We start from the raw sequence: 20960 nt of genomic DNA, 5'->3' as shown, positions 1-20960 counted from the left end.
GATGTCCTGCTCCTGGCGGGTGTACGACTGTGTGATCGACGAGGTCGGCTCACAGCTCACCGACGGTGCCGTCGTGGCCTTCGCCAAGGCGATCGGCGACGCGACCGCGGACGTGCTCAAAGCGCTCAACGGCGTGTGGCTGGACGTCAACCTGAAAGACTCCTCCGGACCCGTCGCCAAGATCAACTCGGAGGTGGACTGGCTCGTCGGCTACGTGGCCGTGGCCTCGCTGCTGATCGCGGCGATCCGCATGGCACTGGACCGCAAGGGCCAGCCGATGAAGCAGGCGTTCCTGGGGATGTGGAAGGTCATCCTCGTCGGAGCGGTCGCCGTGCCGGTGGTCCAGGCGCTCACCCATGCCTCCGACCTGTACGCGGAGGACGTGTACAACCGGGCCGACCTCGGCGACAAGGCGAAGACGATGCTCGGTGTGCTGACCCTCGATCAGCCGGGCCTCATCCTCGTCTTCGGCCTGCTGGTGATGCTGTCGTGCTTCGTGCAGATCTGCCTGATGTACATCCGCATCGGCGTCCTGATCACGCTCGTCGGCACACTGCCGCTGGCCGCGGCCTCCTCCATGACCGGGTGGGGCGAGGGCTGGTGGAAGAAGCACATCGGCTGGCTCGGGGCCTGGCTGCTGTACAAACCGGCGGCCGCGCTGATCATCTACTCGGCCGCGTCGATGACCGACGACAGCGAGAACCTCAGCGGTACCGCGAAGCTCGACCAGACCATCGCCGGTCTGGGCTTGCTGATCCTGGCGGTCTTCGCCCTGCCCGCCCTGCTCAAGCTGATCGTCCCGGCGACGGCGGCACTCGGCGGCACCTCGGGCGGCACGGTCACCCTGAACGCGGTCAACAACGTCGCCACCGGCGCCGTCAGCATCGCCGCGGGCGGCGCCGGGGGCGGCGGTGGCGGGGGCGCCCCCGGCCCGCAGGGCTCTCCGTCCGCGGGTGCCGGAAGCTCCGCGAGCGGTGGCGCTAGCGGTGCGGGTGCGGCGGGCGGCGCCGGCGGTGCGGCCGCCGCGGGTGGCGCGGCAGCGGCGGGCGCGGCCACGGGCGGCGTGACCCTCGCCGTCCAGGCCGCGGCGGTCGCCGTGCAGACCGGTGTCGCGGCGGCCAGCGAGGTGGCCAACTCCCTGAACGACAACGACGGGATGAAGGGCCACAACCAGTAGGCGGCCACCGGACCGCCAGACCGAGGAGCCGGGAGGCTCCGGCGGTTCCGGGGCGGCGCGCGAGCCGCCCCGGAACCCCACCCCAGTCACGTGTCCAGCGCTTCGAGCCGGAAGAAGGAACCCCATGTCCACCGACGCCATGACGCGTCCCACGTACGGGAACTGGCGCAGGCCCCGCCGTCCCGGACTCGGTCCGCTGGGTCTGCTCGGCACCGTCGTCGCCTTCGGCGGACTGCTGGTGGCGCTGCTGGCTTCGCTGGTCTCGCTGAGCGCCGCGATCGTCGTGCTGGTGCCGGTCGGGCTGTTCCTCGCCCCGCTGGCGCTGCGCACGGTCGACGGCCGCAACGTCTACCAGGTCCTCGCGATCCGCGTCGGCTGGGCACGGCGCAAGTCGGCCGGCTCGCACACCTACCTCTCCGGACCGCTGTCCAAGCGTCCCGGCGGCCGCTACCAGCCGCCCGGACTGCTCGCGCGCACCCGGATGCACGAGGGCCGCGACGCCTACAACCGTCCCTTCGGCGTGCTGCACCACCCGGGCCGCGGCCTGTACACGGTGGTGCTGGCCTGTGAACCGGACGGCGGTTCGCTGGTCGACCCCTCCCAGGTCGACATCTGGGTGGCGTCCTGGGGCGACTGGCTCGCGCGGCTCTCGCACGAGCCGGGCCTGCGCGGCGCCCAGGTGGTCGTGGAGACCGCCCCCGACACCGGGACCCGGCTCGCGGCCGAGGTGCTCCCCCGGATCTCCCCCGACGCGCCGGCCGCCGCGCGCGCCGTGATGGAGGAGGTCGTCGAGCGCTATCCGTCGGCGTCCTCCGAGATGCACACGTACATCGCCCTGACCTACGGCCCGGCGGGCGGGCCCAAGCGCGGCACGGACGACATCGTCACCGACCTGTCCATGCGGCTGCCCGGACTGCTGTCCGGCCTGGTCGCGGCGGGCGGCGGCAGCGCCTACCCGCTGGCGGCCGACCGGCTCGCCGAGATCGTCCGGGTGGCGTACGACCCCGCCATCGCCCCCGACGTGCTCAGCGCCCGCGCCGAGCACGCCACGACCGGGGTGGAGTGGGCCGACGCGGGCCCGGCCGCGGCCGTGGAGACCGTCACCTCGTACAAGCACGACTCGGGTGTCTCGCGCACCTGGATGCTGACGCTCGCGCCGCGCGGCACGGTCCGCTCCAGCGTGCTGCGCGGGCTCCTCGAACCGGCTCCGGGAACCCGGCGCAAGCGGGTCTCCCTGATCTACCGGCCCATCGACCCGGCGACCTCGGCCCGCATCGTCGAGTCCGACCGGCGCACCGCGCACTTCATGGCGGGCTCGAAGCGCGGTCTCGTCCAGGCGCGGGCCAGTTCGGAGATGCAGGCCGCCGAGCAGACCGCGGCCGAGGAAGCGGCCGGCGCGGGGCTCGTGGAGTTCTCGCTGATGATGACGGTCACCGTGGACGACGAGGAACAGTTGCAGGACGCGGGCATCACCGTGCGCAACCTCCAGGCCTCGTCCCGCATCCTGATGCGCCCCGCCGACCGCATGCAGGCCGCGGCCTTCACCTGCACGCTGCCGGTCGGCCTGCTCCCGTGGGAGCACACCCTCGTTCCGTACCAGATCAGGGAGGCACTGTGAGCAGGCAGCCGGCACCGGGACCCCGGACCGCCCCGGGGGGTCCCGCCACCGCGCCGCCGCGCGGCTGGTACGGCCCCGCGGGCGGCCAGGTCGGGCACGTCGACCCGCCCGCGCTGTGGCGCGCGACCACCGTGCAGGCGTGCGGGCTGTGGCCGTTCGCGGCGGGCTCCGGCGCGCCGATGACCGGGGTGCCGCTCGGGCAGCACCTGCACACCGGGGCGACGGTGTGCGGCGACCCCATCTCCTGGTTCACCCGGGCCCGTTACATCTCCAACCCGTCGCTGTTCATGCTCGGCATGCCGGGCCTCGGCAAGTCGACCCTGGTCAACCGCATGCTGATCGGGATGTCCGCGACGGGCATCACGCCGCTGGTCCTCGGCGACCTGAAGCCGGACTACGCCGACACCGTGCGGGCGCTGGGCGGCCAGGTGATCTCCATCGGGCGCGGGGTCGGCGGCATCAACGTCCTCGACCCGGGCGCGATGGGCGAGGCGGCGGCCCGGATCGGCGGCGAGCGCGGCCGGATCCTGGCCGCGGAGGCGCACGGCCGGGTGCTGAACATGGTCGCGGCGCTGATCACGATCGTGCGCGGGCGTCCGATGGACGACCACGAACAGTCGGTGCTGTCCGCCTGTCTGCACCACCTCGCGGCGCGTACGAAGCCGGGGCGGGCGCCGCTGCTGCCGGATCTGCTGAAGGTGCTGGACGAGGGCCCCGACCGGGTCCGCGCGGTGACGCTGGACCGCGGCAACCAGGCCCGCTACCAGGAGGCCGTCGACCCGCTGCACCGCTCGCTGCTCGGCGTGCTCGACGGCCCGCTCGGCGACACCTTCGCCGACGAGACGTCCACCCGGATCGACCCGGCGTCGCCCGCCGTCTGCGTGGACATCTCCCGGATCGGAGAGGCGGACACCCAGCTCACGGCCGCGGCGATGCTCGCGGCCTGGTCGGACGGGCTCGGCACGGTGGCCGCCGCGCACGCCCTCGCGGACGCCGGACTCGCCCCGCAGCGCTGGTTCTTCACCGTCCTCGACGAGCTGTGGCGTCCGCTGCGGGCCGCCTCCGGCATCGTGGAACGGATCGACGCGCTGACCCGGCTGAACCGCTCGCTCGGCCTCGGCGACGCGAAGATCACCCACACGCTGAAGGACGCCGAGGCGCTCGGCAGCGAGGCCGACCGCGCGAAGGCGCGGGGCTTCGTGGAGCGGGCGGGCATGGTCGTGTGCGCCGGTCTCCCGCGGTCGGAGATGCGGGAGCTCGGCGAGATCGTCGGCATGTCCGAGCGCGAGATCGAGCTCGTGTCCTCCTGGTCGTCCCCGCCCGGCTGGGCCAGCACCGGCAGCAACGAGGAGCCGCCCGGACGCGGCCGCTTCCTGATCAAGGTGGGCGGGCGCCCCGGCATCCCGATCAAGGTGTCCATCACGGACACCGAGCGGGCGCTGCACAACACGAACACCCGCTGGTCGGAGGCGGGCAAGCCGTCCCTGCACAAGAATCCCGGCCCGCCCGTCGTATGAGACCGGGCGCGAGATTCAGCCCCTCCGGCGTTTGAGGAGCGGGGTCCGGGGCGGAGCCCCGGGGACGGGCAGGGGCGGCGGGGGCGAAAACCATCGACGGGGGAGCAGGGATGAGCAGCACACGCAAGGCGGGACCCGGAGCAGGGGAGGACCTCCTCCCCTGGATCGTGCCGGGGGCCGCGTTCCTCATCGGCACGATGTTCCTCGGCGCCTGGCTGGGCGGAACGCTCGGTGCGGCGGTGAGCGGCGCCGGCTGGCACCCGCCACCCTTCGCCCTGTCCACGCTCTCGACGCTGGTCGAGGAGGGCCCGGGGCCCCTGTGGCCAACGGCCTCGCCGACCGCGCTCGCCGCGGGCATGGCCACGGTCTTCGGTGCCGTCGTGGCGGTGATCACCGTCCTGATCCTCCTCGTGCGGCGCCGGCTCACCGCGCCCACCGGACTCGCGGGCCGCAAGGAACTGGCCGGTCTGCTGCCCAAGGGCGCCGCGCGGCGGGCCCGCGAGCTCCGGCCGGGGCTGGCCAAGCTGGGGAAGATCACCCCGGACGACACCGGGAACCTGATCGGCGACCTGGAGCCCCGCGGCCCCGAACTGCGCTCCAGCTACGAGGACGTCGAGCTCGACCTGATGGCGCCCCGCGCGGGCAAGTCCACCGGCATCGCGGTCCCGCGCGTCCTGCGCGCCCGCGGCAGCGTGCTGCTGACGTCGAACAAGGCGGACGTGTACAGCGTGACCCGGGCGGAACGCGAACGGGTGGGCCGGGTCTGGACGTTCGACCCCCAGGGCATCGCCCACACCCCGCGCGGCCTGTGGTGGGACATGCTCGCGGAAGCGGCCACGATCGAGGGCGCCCGCAGACTGGCCGGGCACTTCGTCGGCGCGGTCAACGACGACGCCTCCCGCCGCGACTTCTGGATCTCGGCCGCCCAGAACACCCTCACCGCCCTCTTCCACGCGGCCCAGCGCGGCGGGCGGCCGATCGGGGAGGTCCTCGCCTGGCTGGCCGACCCGGCCGACCGCACCCCCGTCGACCTGCTGCGCGACGCCGGGATGACGGCGCTCGCGGACCAGTTGCAGGGCACCGTGCAGGGCGCGGTGGAGACCCGGGACGGGATCTACGAGACCAGCCGCCAGTGCGTGGCCTGTCTGCTCGACCCGGCGATCGCCGCGTGGGTGACCCCGGATCCCGCACTGCCCCAGTTCTTCCCCGACCGGCACGTCCTGTCCCGCGACACGCTCTACCTGCTGTCCAAGGACGGCGGCGGCTCGGCGGCCGGTGTCGTCGCGGCGGCCGCGGATTCCGTGCTGCGCGCGGGAGTCGTCGCCGCGGAACGGATGGGCGGGCGCCTCGAACCGCCGATGACCGCGGTCCTCGACGAGGCGGCGAACGTCTGCCGCATCTCCGATCTCCCGGACCTGTACTCGCACTTCGGCTCACGCGGCATCAACATCGTGACCCTGTTGCAGAGTTACCGCCAGGGCTCACGGGTCTGGGGCGAGTCGGGCATGGACGCGCTCTGGTCGGCCGCGACCATCAAGCTGCTCGGCGCGGGACTGGACGACGCCGACTTCGTGGAGAAGGTCTCCCGGCTGGTCGGCGAGCACGACGTGTCGACGGTCAGCTGGTCCAGAAGCAAGGAGGGGCGGTCCCGGTCGACCTCGTACCGCCTGGAGCGCATCCTGCCCGCCGACCGCATCCGCGCGCTGCCCAAGGGCACCGCCCTGCTCCTGGCCACCGGCATCAGGCCCGCCCTGGTCCGGCTCCGCCCCTGGTACGCCGAACCGGGCGCCGACCGCATCGCGACGGCGGCCCAGGCGGAGGTCAAGGCCATCACGGCACGCGCGGCCGAGAGGATCACGACCCGATGACAGCCACCGCAGCCGTCGGAGGCGGCCGAGACGGTCGAGGCGGCCGAGACCGGACGGGACCAGCCGTCGAAGCGACCCGGACGGCCGGGGCCCGACGAAGTCCGCCGCCGAAGCGCCCCCGAACAGTCGGAGCCCGATGAAGTCCGCCGCCGGAAGGAAGTGTTCTCGATGACGACCGTACCGCCCGAGCAACAGCCCGCCGACGCACCGCCGTTCATCCTCTTCCTCGACGGCCCCGAGTACGCCGAGGAGATGAGCCGGCTGGCCGTCTGGGTGGGTGACCTGCTCCTTCCCGTCTACGGCCGCGAGGTCACCTCGCAGCAGCCCTGGTGCCCCCGCTGGTGGGAGCACCCGGAGGCGGTCGCCCGGCTGCACGGACTGTGGCTGGCCTGGCAGGAGTACACCGACCCGGCGGCGGGACCGTCCGGACCCGCCGTCTGGCACCGGGACCACCTCGGCGCCGTACTGTCGGAACTCCGTTCCCCCAACGGCCCGTTCGCAGGGTGCAAGAGCGGCGGTCACCGCTCGAAGACGCCACCCGCGGCCGAGTCGTACGAGGACGCCGTCGCCGCGTCCCGGCGGCCCGACCCGGATCCGTACGAGACCAGTCTCTGGTAGAGGAGGAACACTCCACCCATGAACGACACCCCTGCACCCGACGCCGGCTCGGCTCCCTCCCTGCGCGCCTACCTCGGCCTCTACGCCGCCGGATTCGTGGAGCGCGAGCAGATGATCGCGACCGTCGCCGCCTGGCCCTTCGAGGCCGAGGAGGGCCTGGACGAGGGTCACCCCGAGCCGACCCACCAGGACAACACGCCCTCCGTGCTCGCCGCGGCGCGCCTGCTCGGGCAGGTGACCCGCGAGGACGTGGAGGAGATCCAGCGCAGGATCGACGGCCGGCCGGACGGCCCGGCGGACGGGACGAAGCGGCGGCCATGACCACGGGCGAGAGGCCGGAGGCGGGGCTCAGACCTGAATACCGCGCGCTGTACCGGGAGTTGCAGACCCGGATGTCACCGGGCGGCGACCTCGCACCGGGCGGCACGGACACGTTCGGACAGTTCCGGCGCGGTGTGCTGTGGACGCCGGACCGCGAACGGATGCACTCCGCGATCCTGGAGGAGTTCAAGGCGCGCTGCGCGGGCCGGCCGCGCGACGGCCATGCCGCCCTGCTCACCGCCGGTGCGCCCGGCGCCGGGAAGGGCGGCGCGCTGCGCGGGCTCGGCGAGTGGCAGGGGCGCGACGACGAACTGGGGCGGGCCCTGAGGCGGGCGCACGGCGTCGACGTGCGCGACTACGTGGTCCTGGACCCGGACGAATTCAAGGTCGCGATCTTCGAGCACGGCGGATCGCCCCGGCTGCCGCCCCACGCACGCGAGTTGCCCGACGGCCGACTGCTCGCACCGTCCGAGACGGCCTCGCTCACCCACCGCGAGTCGGCCTTCCTTCAGGACGTCTTCGAGCAGTGGGCGCGCGCCGAGGGCTACAACCTCCTCTACGACGCGACCCTGCGCGACCAGCGCTGGAACGAGAAGCTCCTCGGCGATCTGCGCGCCGACGGCTACGACCGGCGCGTCCTGCTCTCGGTCGAGGTCCCCGTCGAGCAGTGCCTCGCCCAGAACGCCGCGCGCTGGCAGCACGGCCGCACCGAGTTCGACGCGGGCCGTGACCGGTACGGCGGGCGCATGGCCCCCGAGGTCATGATCGAGGACCTGTACGCGCGGAGCACCTCGGGGCGCGGTTTCTCCATCGGCCGCGAGAACGCGGAGAAGCTGGTCGAGGGGGGTCTGGCCACCGCGCTGATCACCTCGGAGCGGGGGGTGTTCCCCACGGGGCGGGGAACGGATCCGGCCCTGGCGTCGGGGCACGGCGCCTCGGCGGGTGCGGGACCGACGCCGGGACCGGGCGTGCCGACGGGTGCGGTGTCGGGCGTCTCGGCGGGTGCGGGGCCGGGCGTCTCGGCCGGTGCGGGGCCGGGGGGCGTGGTGGCGGGGTCCGGCGTCCCGGCCGGTCATCAGCAGGGCGACGCCACGATCCGGGTCGCCACCGCGGCACGCCTGCGGTCCGGCGGCGGGAGCACCGCCCCGGCGGCAGGACGGACGGCGGGCGCGCCCGGAGCCGTGCCCTCGGCCGCCCCTGCGGTACCTCGCCCGGCGCCCCGGGTCCCTCGAACTCCGTGAGTGCCGTGAGTGCCGTGAGTGCCGTGAGTGCCGTGAGTGCCGTGAGTGTTGTGCGTCCAGTGCGTGCCGGGAGCGCCGTGGGCGCCGAGCGCGCTGTCGAGCGGCTACGGGCCGACGTGGTCGAGGCTCTCCAGGATGCGGCGCTTGCGGGCGATGTTCTCGAGGAGCGCGGCCCGCTCGAAGCGGTGCGGGGTCCTGGCGTACACCTCGCGTCCGCGCTCCGAGGTGAACAGCTCCTCGGGGATCCGGTCGAGGCCCTGCGGAAGGAACTTGAGGACTTCCTCGACCGCGGCGAGCGCGAACGCGGGGCCCTCGCGCTGCTCGTGCCGCTCGGCGGACGGTGTGTGCAGCAGTCGCAGTCCGGCGTCCGTGGCGACCTGGTCTCCGACCCACAGGAACTCCCCGGGGTCGATGATCCGCGAGGGCTCGCTTCCGCCGAACGCCGGTGGCGCGGGCGGAAGTTCGTCGGTGAGCCGGAACGCGAAGGAACGGGCGCGGCCGCACTCGGGACAGACGCCCTCGTACACCGCCACCAGGACACCGTCACGCTCGTCGAGACGGTGCTCGCGCTCGAAGCTCTCCGCCCCGCACGCACACGCGTGCAGGTCCATGTAGAGGTGTGCTTCCTGCGTCGAACGGGCGATCAGCATGCCGAGATCTTACGTGCCACGAGGCCGTTCAAGGGGGAAAGTGCCAGTGGACCAGGAATCACTCGACCGTGGGAACGCCGGTCCTTCCGACCGCGGGAACGCCGGTCGTTCCGACCGGGCGGACGCCCGGGGTGACGCCCGGGACGCCCGGGACGCCCGGCCGGACCCTTCCGTCGCGGGTGCGCCGCGCACGGAGCCCGTCGTCATCACCGCGACCGACGTCGCGGGCAGCCGCTTCGTCTCGGGCACCGGTGCCGCGCCCGACCCCGGACGGCAGACGGCCGTCGTCGCGCAGGCGGAGAGCACCCTGCCGATGGTGGTGCAGAGCCTGTACGCGCAGCGGCTGAGCTCGGTCGAGCTGCGGTCCGGTGCCGCGGGCGACCGCTTCTTCGCGCTCACCGACGACCGGGGCAGGGACCTCACCCTGCGTCTGGACGCCGTGCCGCTCCCCTCCGGCACGGTCGCGCGGACCCATGTCAACACCACCTCGGACCAGCACGTCGTCCAGCTCTCCGACCGGATGGACCCGCGCCAGGTGGGCCGGGCGCTGAGCCACGAGGTCGGCGAACTGCTCGCGGTGCGCGACCGGGCGGCCCGTGCCGCCGCCGGTGACCCCGAGGTCGCGGGGGTCGCGCCGAACCGCCAGGACGTCCTGGCCCGCGGCGGGCTCGGGAGCGCGGAGCGGCGTCTGAGCCTCACCGAGGAGGACCTCGGCCGGGTCGGCGAACTGAACCATCTGGCCGCCCGCATGAACGACGCCACTCTCGACGCCGGCCAACGGGCGGAATCCCGTGGTGAGTTGTCGGCACTGATCGACCACCTCGGACTGCGTCCGCAGGTCCCGGCCGACTCCGACCGCTACGCGCAGGAGCTCCAGGCCGCCGACATCCGCCGCGACGTCGTCGACCCGCACCTGACCCCGGCGGCGGCCGGAGCCCTGCGCGAACTGGCCGTCCCCGTCGAGCGGTTGAACGCGGCCGATGTCGCCGAGCTGCGGGAGTTCCGGTCGCGGGCCGAACACGCCCGCCCCATCGGAACGTCCGTGGACGCCCCGGTCATGCCGGGGCTCCGGCCCGACGGCTCCCCCCTGCCGCGCGAGGAGCTCGCCGCGGCGGCGGCCCGGGCCGCCGACCAGCGCACCCGTGCCGGTGCCGCCACCCTGGACCAGTTGCGCGCGGAGATCGCCGCCACCGGCGAGTGGCCCACCCGCCAGGTCGTCGTCGGCGGTGGTGCCAGCCTCGTCGGGCGCGACCCCGAGGCCCTGCTCGTCGACGCCCGCGGCCGCTGGCACCTGGACCCGGGTCAGGGCATCGTCCAGTCCCCCGACCAGACGAGGGACATGCGGGCCAACGGGATCGGCGACGCCCACCAGTTCGCCGACCCGACCGCACGGGTGCCGCGCGACGCGGTGCGCCTGTGGGAGGACCAGCTCGCCGTACGCGGACCGGTCGTCGACGGGACCGCCGCCCTGCTCCCGGGACAGGACGGCCGGCTCTACACGCACATCCGGCCCTCCGACGGCTCCCCCGACCTCTACGTGAAGGTCGAGGGCACGCCGACCGTGGCCACCGGGCTGCCGCCGGAGATGGTGCCGGGCGTCGACCGCCGGGACGCGGTGGATCTGCCGGAGGCCCTCGACGCCGTACGCGGGCAGTTGCCCGCCGGGTCACCGGCGCACGCCCGGCTGACCGGGGAGGTCGGCACCGGGGAGGTCGGCGCGGAGCGGGCGCTCCAGGTGCTGCGGGAGGAAGGGGTGCTGGACGGGCTGCGTTCGAACGGCGGGGCGCGGGCCGCGCTCCAGACGCTCGACGCGACCGCCCGGTGGGAGCGGGCGCGGGCCGCCGCGCCCGGCCGTGTCTTCATCGGGGACGAGATCGCCGAGGGGCGTTTCGACGCGCGGGCTGCGGGGGCCGAGGGGGCTCCGAAGACGTGGCTGGTCGCGGGCGCGGGCGGCACGGGGGTGGCCAACGCCGAGATCATCCTGGAGGCCGACCCCGAGGCGCGGGTCACCGTCTACGGGCCGAACCTGCCTCCGGCGCTGGAGAACCAGGTGCAGTTCACGGCGCTCCGGGAGCGGTTCGTCAGCGAGTACGGGGGTGACGGGCGGCTCACCATCGACATCCACCCCGACAACCGGGTCGGTGCCGTGCAGATGTCCCTCGGGGCCGATGGGAGACCACGGTTCCGGGAGGGGCGGGTGGAGGCGGAGGCGTACGTGGCGAGCCTCGGGCGCACCGCGCCGATGCCGGAGGCCCTCCGGGCGCTGAGCGAGCGGACCCGGGCCGGGGGCGGGCAGGTACGGGGGGACCTGATGTTCGACCGGGACCGGCAGTACCTCGGCTACGGCGTCACCTTCGAGGCGGGGGGAAGACAGCAGCGCGTCGAGGTGACCGGCGCGGCCTCGCAGTTGCTGCCCCGGGACGTGTTCCCCCGTGACACCCAGGCCGCGCTGACCGCCATGGCCGTCCGTCAGGTGCCTTCTCAGAGCGGCAACGCGGCTCCGGGGTTCGCTCCCGTGGCGGAGCAGACGGCACGGCTCGCGGAGGCGCGGGCGCGGGGGACGGTGGAGCGGCACGCGTCTGTTCCCGAGAGCTGGGGCAGGCCGGCCGTGGCGGGTGCGACGGCCTCCGGCGGGTCCACCAGCCCGGTCGCGAACGCGGCCCGTCTCCAGTCGGGCCGGCGTTCCGGTTCTCCGGGCGGGGGTGTGCCCGGCTCGGCGGCGGGTGGGGGTACGGGTGCGGGTGCGCCGGGGCCGGTTCCTCGGGCTCCGCGGCCGCCGCGGCCGGGGCGGTGAGACCGGTGGGTGGGGCGGGGCCGTGCCGGTGCATCAGCCCGTCGCCGTCGGACAGGGATGTGGGCGTCGGTGGCGACGGGCATCGATGTACCGGCACGGCCCCTCACGCCGGATCCCGGGTGCGGGCACACTCCGGGAAGGTTCCAGTGGGAAGGTTTCGGCCCCTCCGGCGTTTGAGGAGCGGGGTCCGGGGCGGAGCCCCCGGGGGCGATGGGGGTTCCCCCTGGTCTGGGGGTCCCTCCCGGCCGAAGGCTGGGGGAGAAGCCGAGACCTCGGGGGAGGGTAGGGGCGGAGGGGGCGAAAGAAGCTTGTGGGGGCGGGCGCGGGCCGGACGGGGGTCTCTGGTCGGGGCGGGGCCCTGGACAGGTAGATGCGTGTGCATATATTGTTCACGCAAGTGATGGGCGCCGACGTATCTCAGGGGGAACCATGACCCGCCGATTCCTGTTCCTGCTCGGCAGCAGCCGCACCGGCGGCAACACCGAGACCCTGGCCCGCAGGGCCGCCGAACAACTGCCCCCCGGCACGGAGCAGCGCTGGCTGTCCCTGGCCGAGCACCCGCTCCCCGACTTCGCGGACCTGCGCCGGGACAGCGATCACGTGCGTCCTCCCGCCTCGGGCACGGAGGGCATGCTGCTCGACGCCACGCTCGACGCCACCGACATCGTGATCGCCTCACCGCTGTACTGGTACTCGGTGTCCGGGCTGACCAAGCGCTACCTGGACCACTGGTCGGGCTGGCTGCGCACGCCCGGCCTCGACTTCAAGGCCACCCTGGCCGGGCGCACCCTGTGGGGTGTCACCGTGCTCGCGCACGAGGAGCAGGAGGTCGCCGACCCCCTGATCGGTACGCTGAACCACTCCGCCGCCTACATGGGGATGCGCTTCGGCGGGGTCCTGCTCGGGAACGGCAGCAGGCGCGGCGACGTGCTGAACGACACCGGGGCGCTGACGCGCGCGAAGACCTTCTTCGCGCGGGAAGCACCGCTCGCCCGTTTCCCGTACGAGCGGTGACGTGCCGCTCAGGCGGTGATGTCCTTCGTCGTGAACCGCGCCCACGCGGCCGACCCGAACACGGCGACGTACAGGCCCTGGAGGCCGAGGTCGCGGACCAGGCCGTCCCAGTAGACGGGGTCGCGCATGAGGTCGGCGAAGGACAGCCAGTAGTGGGAGAAGAAGTACGGCTGGAGCGCGTGCAACTGGGGGATCTGGTCGAGGATCTGGACGGTGATCAGGAGGCCGACCGTCGTCGCCATGGCCGCGATGCCGCTGTTGGTGAGGGTGGAGACGAACAGGCCGAGCGCGGCGACACCGGTCAGTGACGCGGCGACGACGAGGGCGATGAGCAGCGCCCGGCCGAGCCCCTCGGCGAAACCGATGCGGGTCCCGGAGATCGTCGTCAGCTCGCCCAACGGGAACAGCAGGGCCCCCACCGCGAACGCCGAGACCGCCACCACCAGGGTCGCCACCAGGCAGAACGTCATCGTCGTCGCGTACTTCGTGAGCAGCAGCCGCGTACGGCCGGCGGGCGCGACGAGGAGGTAGCGCAGGGTGCCGGCGTTGGCCTCGCCGGCGATCGCGTCGCCCGCGATGACACCGATCGCCATCGGCAGGAAGAAGGGGAGGGTCGCGGCCAGCCCGGTGAACACCAGGAACAGGCCGTTGTTGGTGATCTGCGCGATGAACGCGGGGCCCTCACCCCCGCCACCGCCCGCGCTCGAGCCGCCTCTCGTCTCGATCTTCACGGCGACACCGATGAGGACCGGCACGGCCGCGAGCACGCCGAGCAGCGCGATCGTCCGCCAGCGGCGGAAGGTGGTGACGAGTTCGTCGCGGAAGAGGCCGAGTGTCCACAGCGGGCTCGGCCCGCGTCCGGTCCTCGGATCCGGGCCCGTCTTCCGGGCCGCTCCCTGGTCCGTCGGTGTCGCCATCGGCCTCGCGTTCTCCGTCTTCGCATCCCTCTTCGGGGGACTCTCAGCCCGCGACATCGAAACCCTCCCCGGTCAGCGCCACGAACGCGTCCTCCAGCGAGGCCCGTTCGATCCCGAAGCCGCGGACCCGGACGCCCGCCGTGACCAACGCCGCGTTCAGTTCCGCGGGCTCCCGGTCGGGGGGCTCCGCGGTCACTCCCGTCTCGGTCACGACGAGATCGGTGACGCCCTGCTCCTTGAGGATCCGGGCCGCGTCCCCGGTGTCCGGGGTGGTCACCACCAGCCGGCTCCGCGCACCGGCCGCGAGGTCGGCCACCGGGCCCTGGACGATGAGCCGCCCCTGGGCCATCACGGCCGCGTGGGTGCAGACCTGCTCGATCTCGTCCAGGAGGTGCGAGGAGAGGAAGACGGTCGTGCCGTCGGAGGCCAGTTCCCGCACCAGGGCGCGGATCTCGCGCATCCCCTGCGGGTCGAGGCCGTTGGTCGGCTCGTCCAGGACGAGCAGGCGGCGGGGCTGGAGCAGCGCGGCCGCGAGTCCGAGCCGCTGTTTCATGCCCAGGGAGTACGCCTTCGCCTTCTTCCCCGCGGCGGCGGACAGTCCGACCCGGTCCAGCGCGGTCCCGACGCGTGCCCTGCGGGTCCGGGGATCGGCGGTCGGGTCCGCGGCGTCGTACCGAAGGAGGTTGTCCCGCCCGGAGAGGAAGCCGTACAGGGCGGGGCCCTCGATCAGCGCCCCGACGTGCGGGAGCACGGCGCGCGCGGACCGGGGCATGGGCCGCCCCAGCACGCTCGCCGTGCCCGAGGTCGGCTCGATCAGGCCCATCAGCATGCGGATGGTGGTGGTCTTTCCCGAGCCGTTGGGTCCGAGGAAGCCGAAGACGCTGCCCGCCGGGACGGTGAGGTCCAGGCCGTCGACGGCGAGCTGTCCGCCGCGGTACCGCTTGCTCAGCGCGCGGGTGGCGATCACCGCGTCCTCGGCGGGCACGGCGCCGGTGCCTCCCGGCTCCCGGGCCGGCTCCGGACGGGCGCTCCCCGTCCGCCCCGCGGGGACGACGGCGCCCGAGGCCCGCGCCGGACCGGGCTCGTCGGCGGACAGCTCCTCCATGGGCTCCCTCGGTTCGGTTCGCCTGACTGGGCCTACTGGGCCGCGTTCGCCGCCTTCACCAGCGCGGCCTTGGTGACGGCACCGGCGTACACCTTGCCGTCGTCCGTGATCAGCGCGTTGACCAGGCGGGTTGAGAAGACCGTGCCCGAGCCGAACTTACCGGTGACGTGGTCGCCGAGGGAGTTCAGGAACCCGTCGACGTCGCTGTTGCCGGTCGAACCGGACGCGCCGGTCGGCATCCCCTTGCCACCGGTCTCGAGCACGATGATCGAGTTCCAGCCCTCGCCGATGGTCTTCGGACCGCCGGGGGCGTCGGCCGTCCCCTCGTGACCCTTCCGCCATTCCTTCTCCAGGCGCTTCGGACCGTCGCCCTTCGTGTCCTTCGACTCGCCGCCCTTCGCGTCCTTCAGGTCGTCGCCCTCGGTGACCTTCGCGCCCTTCGGCGGGGTGAAGGCGAACGTCGACGCGGCCGGCCGGGAGAAGTCGACCTGGGTGAAGCCCGCGTCCACGACGGCCGCGCCCCCGCTCGCCGGGGTCAGCGTGAACTTCAGCGGCAGCCCGGTCTTCGCGTCCACCGCGATGCTGATGGCGCCGACCGTGGTGCCGGACTGCCGGGGCTTGATGACCAGCTTGTAGGCGTCGCGGCCCGCGACGTGCGCGGTGCCGTCGACCGTCACGGAGGTCGTGTCGTCCACGGACTTGAGGGCCTCGTCGGCGAAGTCCTTGGGGGTGGCCGGGACGTCCCGCGGCGCCTTGCCCCCGGCGCCCTCGCCGGCGTGTCCGGAGTCGGGAGACGTCGAGTGGAACACCTCGTTCGACTTGCTGTCGTACCCCCACACGTCCTTGCCGTTGTGGATGACGCTGTACTCGGAGGCGTTGTCCAGGAGAGAGACCTTGCCCCTGTCCGGGCCGTCGGCCGCGACGCGGAGCGTGTGCGTGCCCGAGGCCAGTTCGAGCAGCTTGGACTGCGGGTCGGCGGAGGAATCGCCGTGGCCCTCGGCCGCGCCGGACAGCAGGCCGCTCTCCAGCCCGCCCAGGTCGGGAAGCCCCAGATCGGTGCTGATCTTGACCGTGCCGGACAGCTGCTGGACGTCCGACTTGGCGATCTTCTCGATGAGTTGCTGCGCGCTGATCTTCGGCAGGTCGGGGTCTCCGGAGTCGGCGAGCGCCGGGACGAGTCCGATCGTCGCCGCCGCCACCCCCACCACCGCGACCGGAACGACGTACCGCGCGGCCTTGCGTCGCCCGGCGAGCCTGTCGTCGGCCTCCGCGGCCCTCGCGCTGTCGTCGGTTTCGTACGGTGCCATGTGTGCCTTACCTCCGTCGTCGGCGGCGGCCCTGCCCTCGTTCCGTGCTCCACTCCCAAGCCGCCATTCTCACCCTGTCCGGTGAGGAGTGGTGTTCTCCATCTGACCAAATACGCCGGATGAAAGCGTCAACCCCCGGACTCAACTGCGCGTAGTCCTGCGGTATGACGTGAGAGGGCGGTGCCTCCACCGGACCCGTAAGGGTCGCTCGCGGGGGACACCGCCCGGTCGCGGGCCGGCCGGTTTCCCGGCGGGCCACCGCTGCACGAACACGTGGTCCACCGCTCGGCTCAGCGCTGCACGAACACGTAGTCCGCGCGGTAGGGGACTGCCACGACCGTGCCCGGCGAGCAGGGGCCGGCCGGGGCGACGCCGCCCACGGTGTTCAGGCGCAGGATCTCCTGCGTGCCGGCCAGCAGGCCGCGTCCCCTGCCGGACTGCGTGGCCCGGAGGTCGAGCTCGGGGATGTTCGCCGCGCCGTTCGGGGTCTTCGCGACCAACGCCCCGGTGACGGCGCTGCGGTCGGGCGCGATCCACTGCGGGGTACCGGAGTTGGGCTTCACGAACGAGTGAGCGATGCGACCGCCGAGCCGTGCGGCCACATCGCGCTGGGCGAAGGCGTAGCCACCCGACTCGGCCGCCTTGCACTCGTAGATCTGTTCGCCCTCGACCACGGACTCCTGGAAGTTGCGCAGGGCGTCACGGAAGTCGAAGGTGCCCGTCACCTTGTGGAGCTGTCCCCGGACGGCTCCGCCCGGGAACTTCGTGGTGTGGAGGTCGGTGTAGAAGGAACCGGGGTCGGTCTTCAGCTTGTCGAGCAGGCCCGCGTCCTCGACCTCGACGGTTCCGACCACGCTGTGGCCCTTGATCCGGTCGAGCAGCCCGCCGAAGTCGATCCTCACGTCGCCGTCGGCACCCTTGGCGCCCTGGTGGATGTGGAGCAGCGTGGGCCTTCCGGTACCGCGCCAGGTGACGGCGACGGACACCTTGTCGCCCTCGACCTTGATGAACTCCAGCGCCGTGCCGTCCGGGTCACCGACGGCGGGGGCGCCCTGGACAGGCACCTCGGCGGCACGGCGCAGGCTCGCGGCGAGGACGGTGCCGCCGCTGCCGCCCACGACCGCGTGACTCGTGACGACGGCCCGCCCGTCGCTCCCCCGGTCGCGCGCGGCACCGCTCCCGTGCCGGTGCACGACTCCGCTCCCGCCGTGAGCGCCGTGGCCGACGGCGACCGCCGGGACTACGGCCGCGGCGACTCCCGTCGCGGCGGCCACCGCGACGCTGGCCAGGACCACGCCGGTGCGGCGCGCCGTGAACGTGACGCTCGATCCGTTCGATCCGTTCGATCCCATGGTTCCGGTTCCTCCCCGTACATCGGCCGACGTCCCCTGCGTCAGCTTCCGTGCGTGACTACGGAAACGATCCGACCCGGCACTCATTGCAATCTTGTGGCGCCGGTCACATGACCTCGCACCGATCGAAGCTCTCGAATGCGGCGGCCATTCGAGTAGAAAACGGCTCGAATCCGTACTTACGGGTGGCAGCGATCGGATCGTCCGGCACTCCAGGGATCAAAGGATCGAGGAATCGCCATGGTCGCCATCAGGCACGTCACGGGATACGCCGCCACGGGCGCCGCCGTCCTGGCGCTCGCGCTCGCCGGATGCGGAGGGGGAGGCGGCGGAAGCGGCGGCAGCAGCAGCAAGACCAGCACTCCGCAGAACAGCGGCTCGACGCAGAAAGCCGCCACGGGATCGGCGACCTCGATGCTGACCACCGCCAACATCGCGAAACTGGGCACGGTCGTGACCGACGGCAAGGGGTACGTCCTGTACCGCTTCGACGCGGACTCGGCGAACCCGACCAAGGTCAGCTGTTACAGCACCTGCGCCGCGCTCTGGCCCGCGGCCACGACCACGAACCAGGGCTCGGTGACCACGAAGGGCATCGACAAGAGCCTGGTCTCCACGGTGAAGCGCAACGACGGCAGCACTCAGATCACCCTCGCCGGCTGGCCCCTCTACCGGTACGCCAAGGACGACGAGCCGAAGGAGCCGTACGGCCAGGGAGTGGACGGGACGTGGTGGGCCGTCACACCCAGCGGAGCGAAGATCACCACACCCGCCTCGACGTCGTCGGCACCGGCTCCGGCCACCACCGGCACGGGAGGTGGCGGAGGGTACTGACAACCGCCCCGGCCGCACCCGGGCGATCCCGGAACCGAGGCCGACGGTGCCCGGCACGCACGGGGCCGGTCCGATCGGTACCGGTGGACCCGGGGCGGACCCGAAAACGGATCCGGTCGGCCCGGTGGCACGGGAACGGCCCGTTCCGTCCTTGGTGGACCCGGGGACGGACTCGGCCGACCCGGCGACGCGGAGACGGAGGCGGTCCCGCCCGACCCGGCGACGCGGGCCGGTCCGATCCGTACCGGTGGACCCGGGGACGGACTCGGTCGGCCCCGTGGCCGGCGTGCCGCGAGACGGTGTCCCGGTCGGCTCATGGACCGTGATCCACCCGAGGGCGTCTCAGCCCGCCCGGTGCACCACGGCGTCCACCAGCTCCACCAGTGCGGCCTTCGCGTCGCACTCACGCAGCGGGGCCAGCGCGGCGCGCGCCTCCTCCGCGTAGCGCACGGTGTCCCGGCGCGCCTGCTCCAGGGCGGGGTGCTCCCGCAGCCGGGCCAGCGCCTCCGCGTGCCGCGCGTCGTCCGTCAGGTCGGATTCCAGCAGCTCGCACAGCGCGATGTCCTCGGCGAGCCCCAGCCGCTCGGCGCGCTCGCGCAGCCGCAGCACCGGCAGCGTGGCGATGCCCTCGCGCAGGTCCGTGCCCGGCGTCTTGCCGGACTCGTGCGAGTCGGACGCGATGTCGAGGACGTCGTCCGCGAGCTGGAAGGCGACGCCCAGCCGCTCGCCGTACTGCGTCAGCACGTCCACGACCGTCTCGTCGGCGCCCGACATCATCGCGCCGAACCGGCACGCGACCGCGACCAGCGACCCGGTCTTGCCGCCGAGCACGTCGAGGTAGTGATCGACCGGGTCGCGGCCGTCGCGCGGCCCCGCGGTCTCCAGGATCTGCCCGGTCACCAACCGCTCGAACGCCTCGGCCTGGATGCGGACGGCCTCGGGTCCGAGGTCGGCCAGGATGTAGGAAGCACGGGCGAAGAGGAAGTCGCCGGTGAGGACGGCCAGCGAGTTGCCCCAGCGGGCGTTGGCGCTGGCCACCCCGCGCCGGACCTCGGCCTCGTCCATCACGTCGTCGTGGTACAGCGTGGCGAGATGGGTCAGCTCGACGACCACGGCCGAGGGCACGACACCCGGCGCGTAGGGGTCGCCGAACTGTGCGGCGAGCATCACGAGCAGCGGCCTGAACCGCTTCCCGCCCGCCCGCACGAGGTGCTGGGCGGCTTCCGTGATGAAGGGGACCTCGCTCTTGGTGGCTTCGAGCAAACCCTCCTCGACAGCCGCCAATCCGGCCTGGACATCGGCTTCGAGAGCCTGGTCCCGCACGCTCAGCCCGAACGGCCCGACGACGGTCACGAGAGGTTCTCCTGTCTGCTGACGATCACATGGCGAACTCGGTCGATCATTCGGTCGATGACACGGTTTGTCGATGTGTCGCTGCCATCACTCAAGTCAGCGTATCCGGTCACGTTTCGATCACCGCGAGCGCCCACCGTCCCCCGGCCCACTTCGCTCCGCCAGGAGGTATGCGGGAGTACACCCGGAAGGCACACCGGAAGCACCTGCGTGCCCCGACGGCGGGTGCTCCGACTCGCGGACGCCACCCGGTCACCGACGGTATGCACATGATCAGACGACGCGAAACGACTCGCGACGACATGCGGAGAAGTGCCCGGAAGGGGCGACCGGTCATGTCCGGCGGCCGCACCAGCCCCGTGCCCGGCCGGAGCACTGCGGCCCCCGCCGCCCGGCCGCGCCGCACCGCGTCTTCCATCCACCGAGATGACGTTCATGCGCATCCGTACGTCCTTCCCCTACGAGACCACTCATAAGGGCGTCCCCCACCCCCTTCCCGGACGACCTCCTTCCGGTACCCCCGGACCTGGCTGCCACCGACCGAGGAACCCGTACCCGGCCACTCCCGGAGCACCCCCTTCACCGCCCGACCGGCCCCCACACGACCGACGGCGCCACCCGGACACGGCAACGCCGAGGAAGCGCCGGGGAGGCACCGGGGCGGCACCGGGGCGGCGGACACTCGAGGCCGATCGGGCGGCAGAGGGAGGAGGACAGAGGCACCTGCCACCGGAAGCGGAAACGGAAGTGGCCCCGGTCACGGTGGCTCCCGGGCGCACCCCGCGACCTCGAACGCACGGAGTGGTCGGGAAAGGCCGGGAAGGGCCGGGAAGGGCCGGGAAGGGTCGGGAAGGCATACGCGATCGACACGCCGGACCCGTCGGCCGCGCCCTCTCGGCCCGGTCGGCTCCCGGTCGCACCGCCCCGGACCCGCCACGGAACCCCCTCGTCGGAACGGCCCCGCCGTCACCTGTGGGCCCCGGGGCCTCGCCACGCCCGACACGGTCCTCCACAAGGACCGCGTCGAGGCCGCCCCCATCCCCAGGGGGAAGAGAATCCCTTGCACGGACGGCTGACAGAGCGCGCAAGCAAGGGAGTTCACCCCCTGCGGCCTCCGCGCGCCCTGGCCCGCACCGGCACAACACGCGTACGCCGAGCACCGACGCATGGCGCGCACGCCGAGCACCGACGCATGGCGCGCACGCCGGGCGCCGGTGCATGGCGTGCGCATCGGGCGCCGTCGCGACGCGCGCACACCGAACGCCGAACGCCGT

Annotated in this window: 16 protein-coding genes; 10 read left to right on the top strand and 6 right to left on the bottom strand. The window is 73.2% G+C overall.

Going from position 1 to position 20960, the window contains the following annotated elements; genetic code table 11:
- Position 1: 1 nt before the first annotated feature.
- The 7 genes from CW362_RS06290 (at position 2) to CW362_RS06260 (ending at position 8360) form a co-directional block, all read left to right on the top strand.
- On the top strand, positions 2-1177 hold the full coding sequence (locus tag CW362_RS06290; protein WP_103548355.1) for a TrbL/VirB6 family protein: 1176 nt from the start codon (positions 2-4) through the stop codon (positions 1175-1177).
- 124 nt (positions 1178-1301) lie between these two features.
- Positions 1302-2795, top strand: a complete 1494-nt coding sequence (locus CW362_RS06285; RefSeq protein ID WP_103548354.1) for an SCO6880 family protein — start codon at positions 1302-1304, stop codon at positions 2793-2795.
- The gene (locus tag CW362_RS06280) at positions 2792-4312 is read left to right on the top strand and encodes an ATP/GTP-binding protein (RefSeq protein ID WP_240657689.1); all 1521 of its coding nucleotides are present in this window, start codon (positions 2792-2794) and stop codon (positions 4310-4312) included. Before CW362_RS06285 ends, CW362_RS06280 begins: the two co-directional genes overlap by 4 nt.
- 110 nt (positions 4313-4422) lie before the next feature.
- Positions 4423-6180 (top strand): type IV secretory system conjugative DNA transfer family protein, encoded by a 1758-nt coding sequence (locus CW362_RS06275; RefSeq protein WP_103548353.1) that lies wholly within the window; start codon positions 4423-4425, stop codon positions 6178-6180.
- Positions 6181-6348: 168 nt separating this feature from the next.
- Complete coding sequence (locus CW362_RS06270) at positions 6349-6798, top strand: DUF4913 domain-containing protein (protein ID WP_103548352.1); 450 nt, start codon at positions 6349-6351, stop codon at positions 6796-6798.
- 18 nt (positions 6799-6816) lie between these two features.
- Positions 6817-7119, top strand: a complete 303-nt coding sequence (locus CW362_RS06265) for a hypothetical protein (protein WP_103548351.1) — start codon at positions 6817-6819, stop codon at positions 7117-7119.
- Positions 7116-8360 (top strand): zeta toxin family protein, encoded by a 1245-nt coding sequence (locus tag CW362_RS06260; RefSeq protein ID WP_103548350.1) that lies wholly within the window; start codon positions 7116-7118, stop codon positions 8358-8360. The genes CW362_RS06265 and CW362_RS06260 overlap by 4 nt, the downstream gene beginning before the upstream one ends.
- A 104-nt stretch (positions 8361-8464) precedes the next feature.
- On the opposite strand, the gene CW362_RS06255 is transcribed toward CW362_RS06260, so the two are convergent.
- Positions 8465-9010, bottom strand: coding sequence for a hypothetical protein (locus tag CW362_RS06255; RefSeq protein ID WP_103548349.1), 546 nt, complete (start codon positions 9008-9010; stop codon positions 8465-8467).
- A gap of 46 nt (positions 9011-9056) precedes the next feature.
- Here CW362_RS06255 and CW362_RS06245 point away from each other — a divergent pair, with 46 nt between their 5' ends.
- The gene (locus tag CW362_RS06245; RefSeq protein ID WP_162683978.1) at positions 9057-11804 is read left to right on the top strand and encodes a hypothetical protein; all 2748 of its coding nucleotides are present in this window, start codon (positions 9057-9059) and stop codon (positions 11802-11804) included.
- Between the two features lie 429 nt (positions 11805-12233).
- Positions 12234-12818, top strand: a complete 585-nt coding sequence (locus tag CW362_RS06235) for a flavodoxin family protein (protein WP_103548345.1) — start codon at positions 12234-12236, stop codon at positions 12816-12818.
- A gap of 8 nt (positions 12819-12826) precedes the next feature.
- Here CW362_RS06235 and CW362_RS06230 read toward each other — a convergent pair whose 3' ends face one another.
- The 4 genes from CW362_RS06230 to CW362_RS06210 form a co-directional block, all read right to left on the bottom strand.
- Positions 12827-13735 carry an ABC transporter permease gene (locus tag CW362_RS06230; RefSeq protein ID WP_103548344.1) on the bottom strand — a complete coding sequence of 303 codons (909 nt, stop codon included), beginning with the start codon at positions 13733-13735 and terminating at the stop codon, positions 12827-12829.
- Positions 13736-13778: 43 nt separating this feature from the next.
- Complete coding sequence (locus CW362_RS06225; protein ID WP_162683977.1) at positions 13779-14840, bottom strand: ABC transporter ATP-binding protein; 1062 nt, start codon at positions 14838-14840, stop codon at positions 13779-13781.
- 32 nt (positions 14841-14872) lie between these two features.
- Positions 14873-16147: a LolA family protein gene (locus tag CW362_RS43185; RefSeq protein WP_162683969.1), complete on the bottom strand. Its 1275-nt coding sequence runs from the start codon at positions 16145-16147 to the stop codon at positions 14873-14875.
- A 290-nt stretch (positions 16148-16437) separates the two neighbouring features.
- On the bottom strand, positions 16438-17499 hold the full coding sequence (locus CW362_RS06210; protein WP_103548341.1) for a CHRD domain-containing protein: 1062 nt from the start codon (positions 17497-17499) through the stop codon (positions 16438-16440).
- Between the two features lie 240 nt (positions 17500-17739).
- Between CW362_RS06210 and CW362_RS06205 the strand changes: the two genes are divergently transcribed.
- Positions 17740-18333: a COG4315 family predicted lipoprotein gene (locus CW362_RS06205; RefSeq protein ID WP_103548340.1), complete on the top strand. Its 594-nt coding sequence runs from the start codon at positions 17740-17742 to the stop codon at positions 18331-18333.
- 342 nt (positions 18334-18675) lie between these two features.
- Here the strand turns inward: CW362_RS06205 and CW362_RS06200 are convergent, their stop codons facing one another.
- Positions 18676-19686 (bottom strand): polyprenyl synthetase family protein, encoded by a 1011-nt coding sequence (locus tag CW362_RS06200; protein WP_103548339.1) that lies wholly within the window; start codon positions 19684-19686, stop codon positions 18676-18678.
- Positions 19687-20960 lie beyond the last annotated feature (1274 nt).

Origin of the sequence: Streptomyces populi, from assembly GCF_002911015.1 — a bacterium.
Lineage (GTDB): Bacteria > Actinomycetota > Actinomycetes > Streptomycetales > Streptomycetaceae > Streptomyces > Streptomyces populi.
The sequence above is the reverse complement of the archived record's forward strand: the minus strand, read 5'-3'. Positions and strand labels throughout refer to the sequence as shown.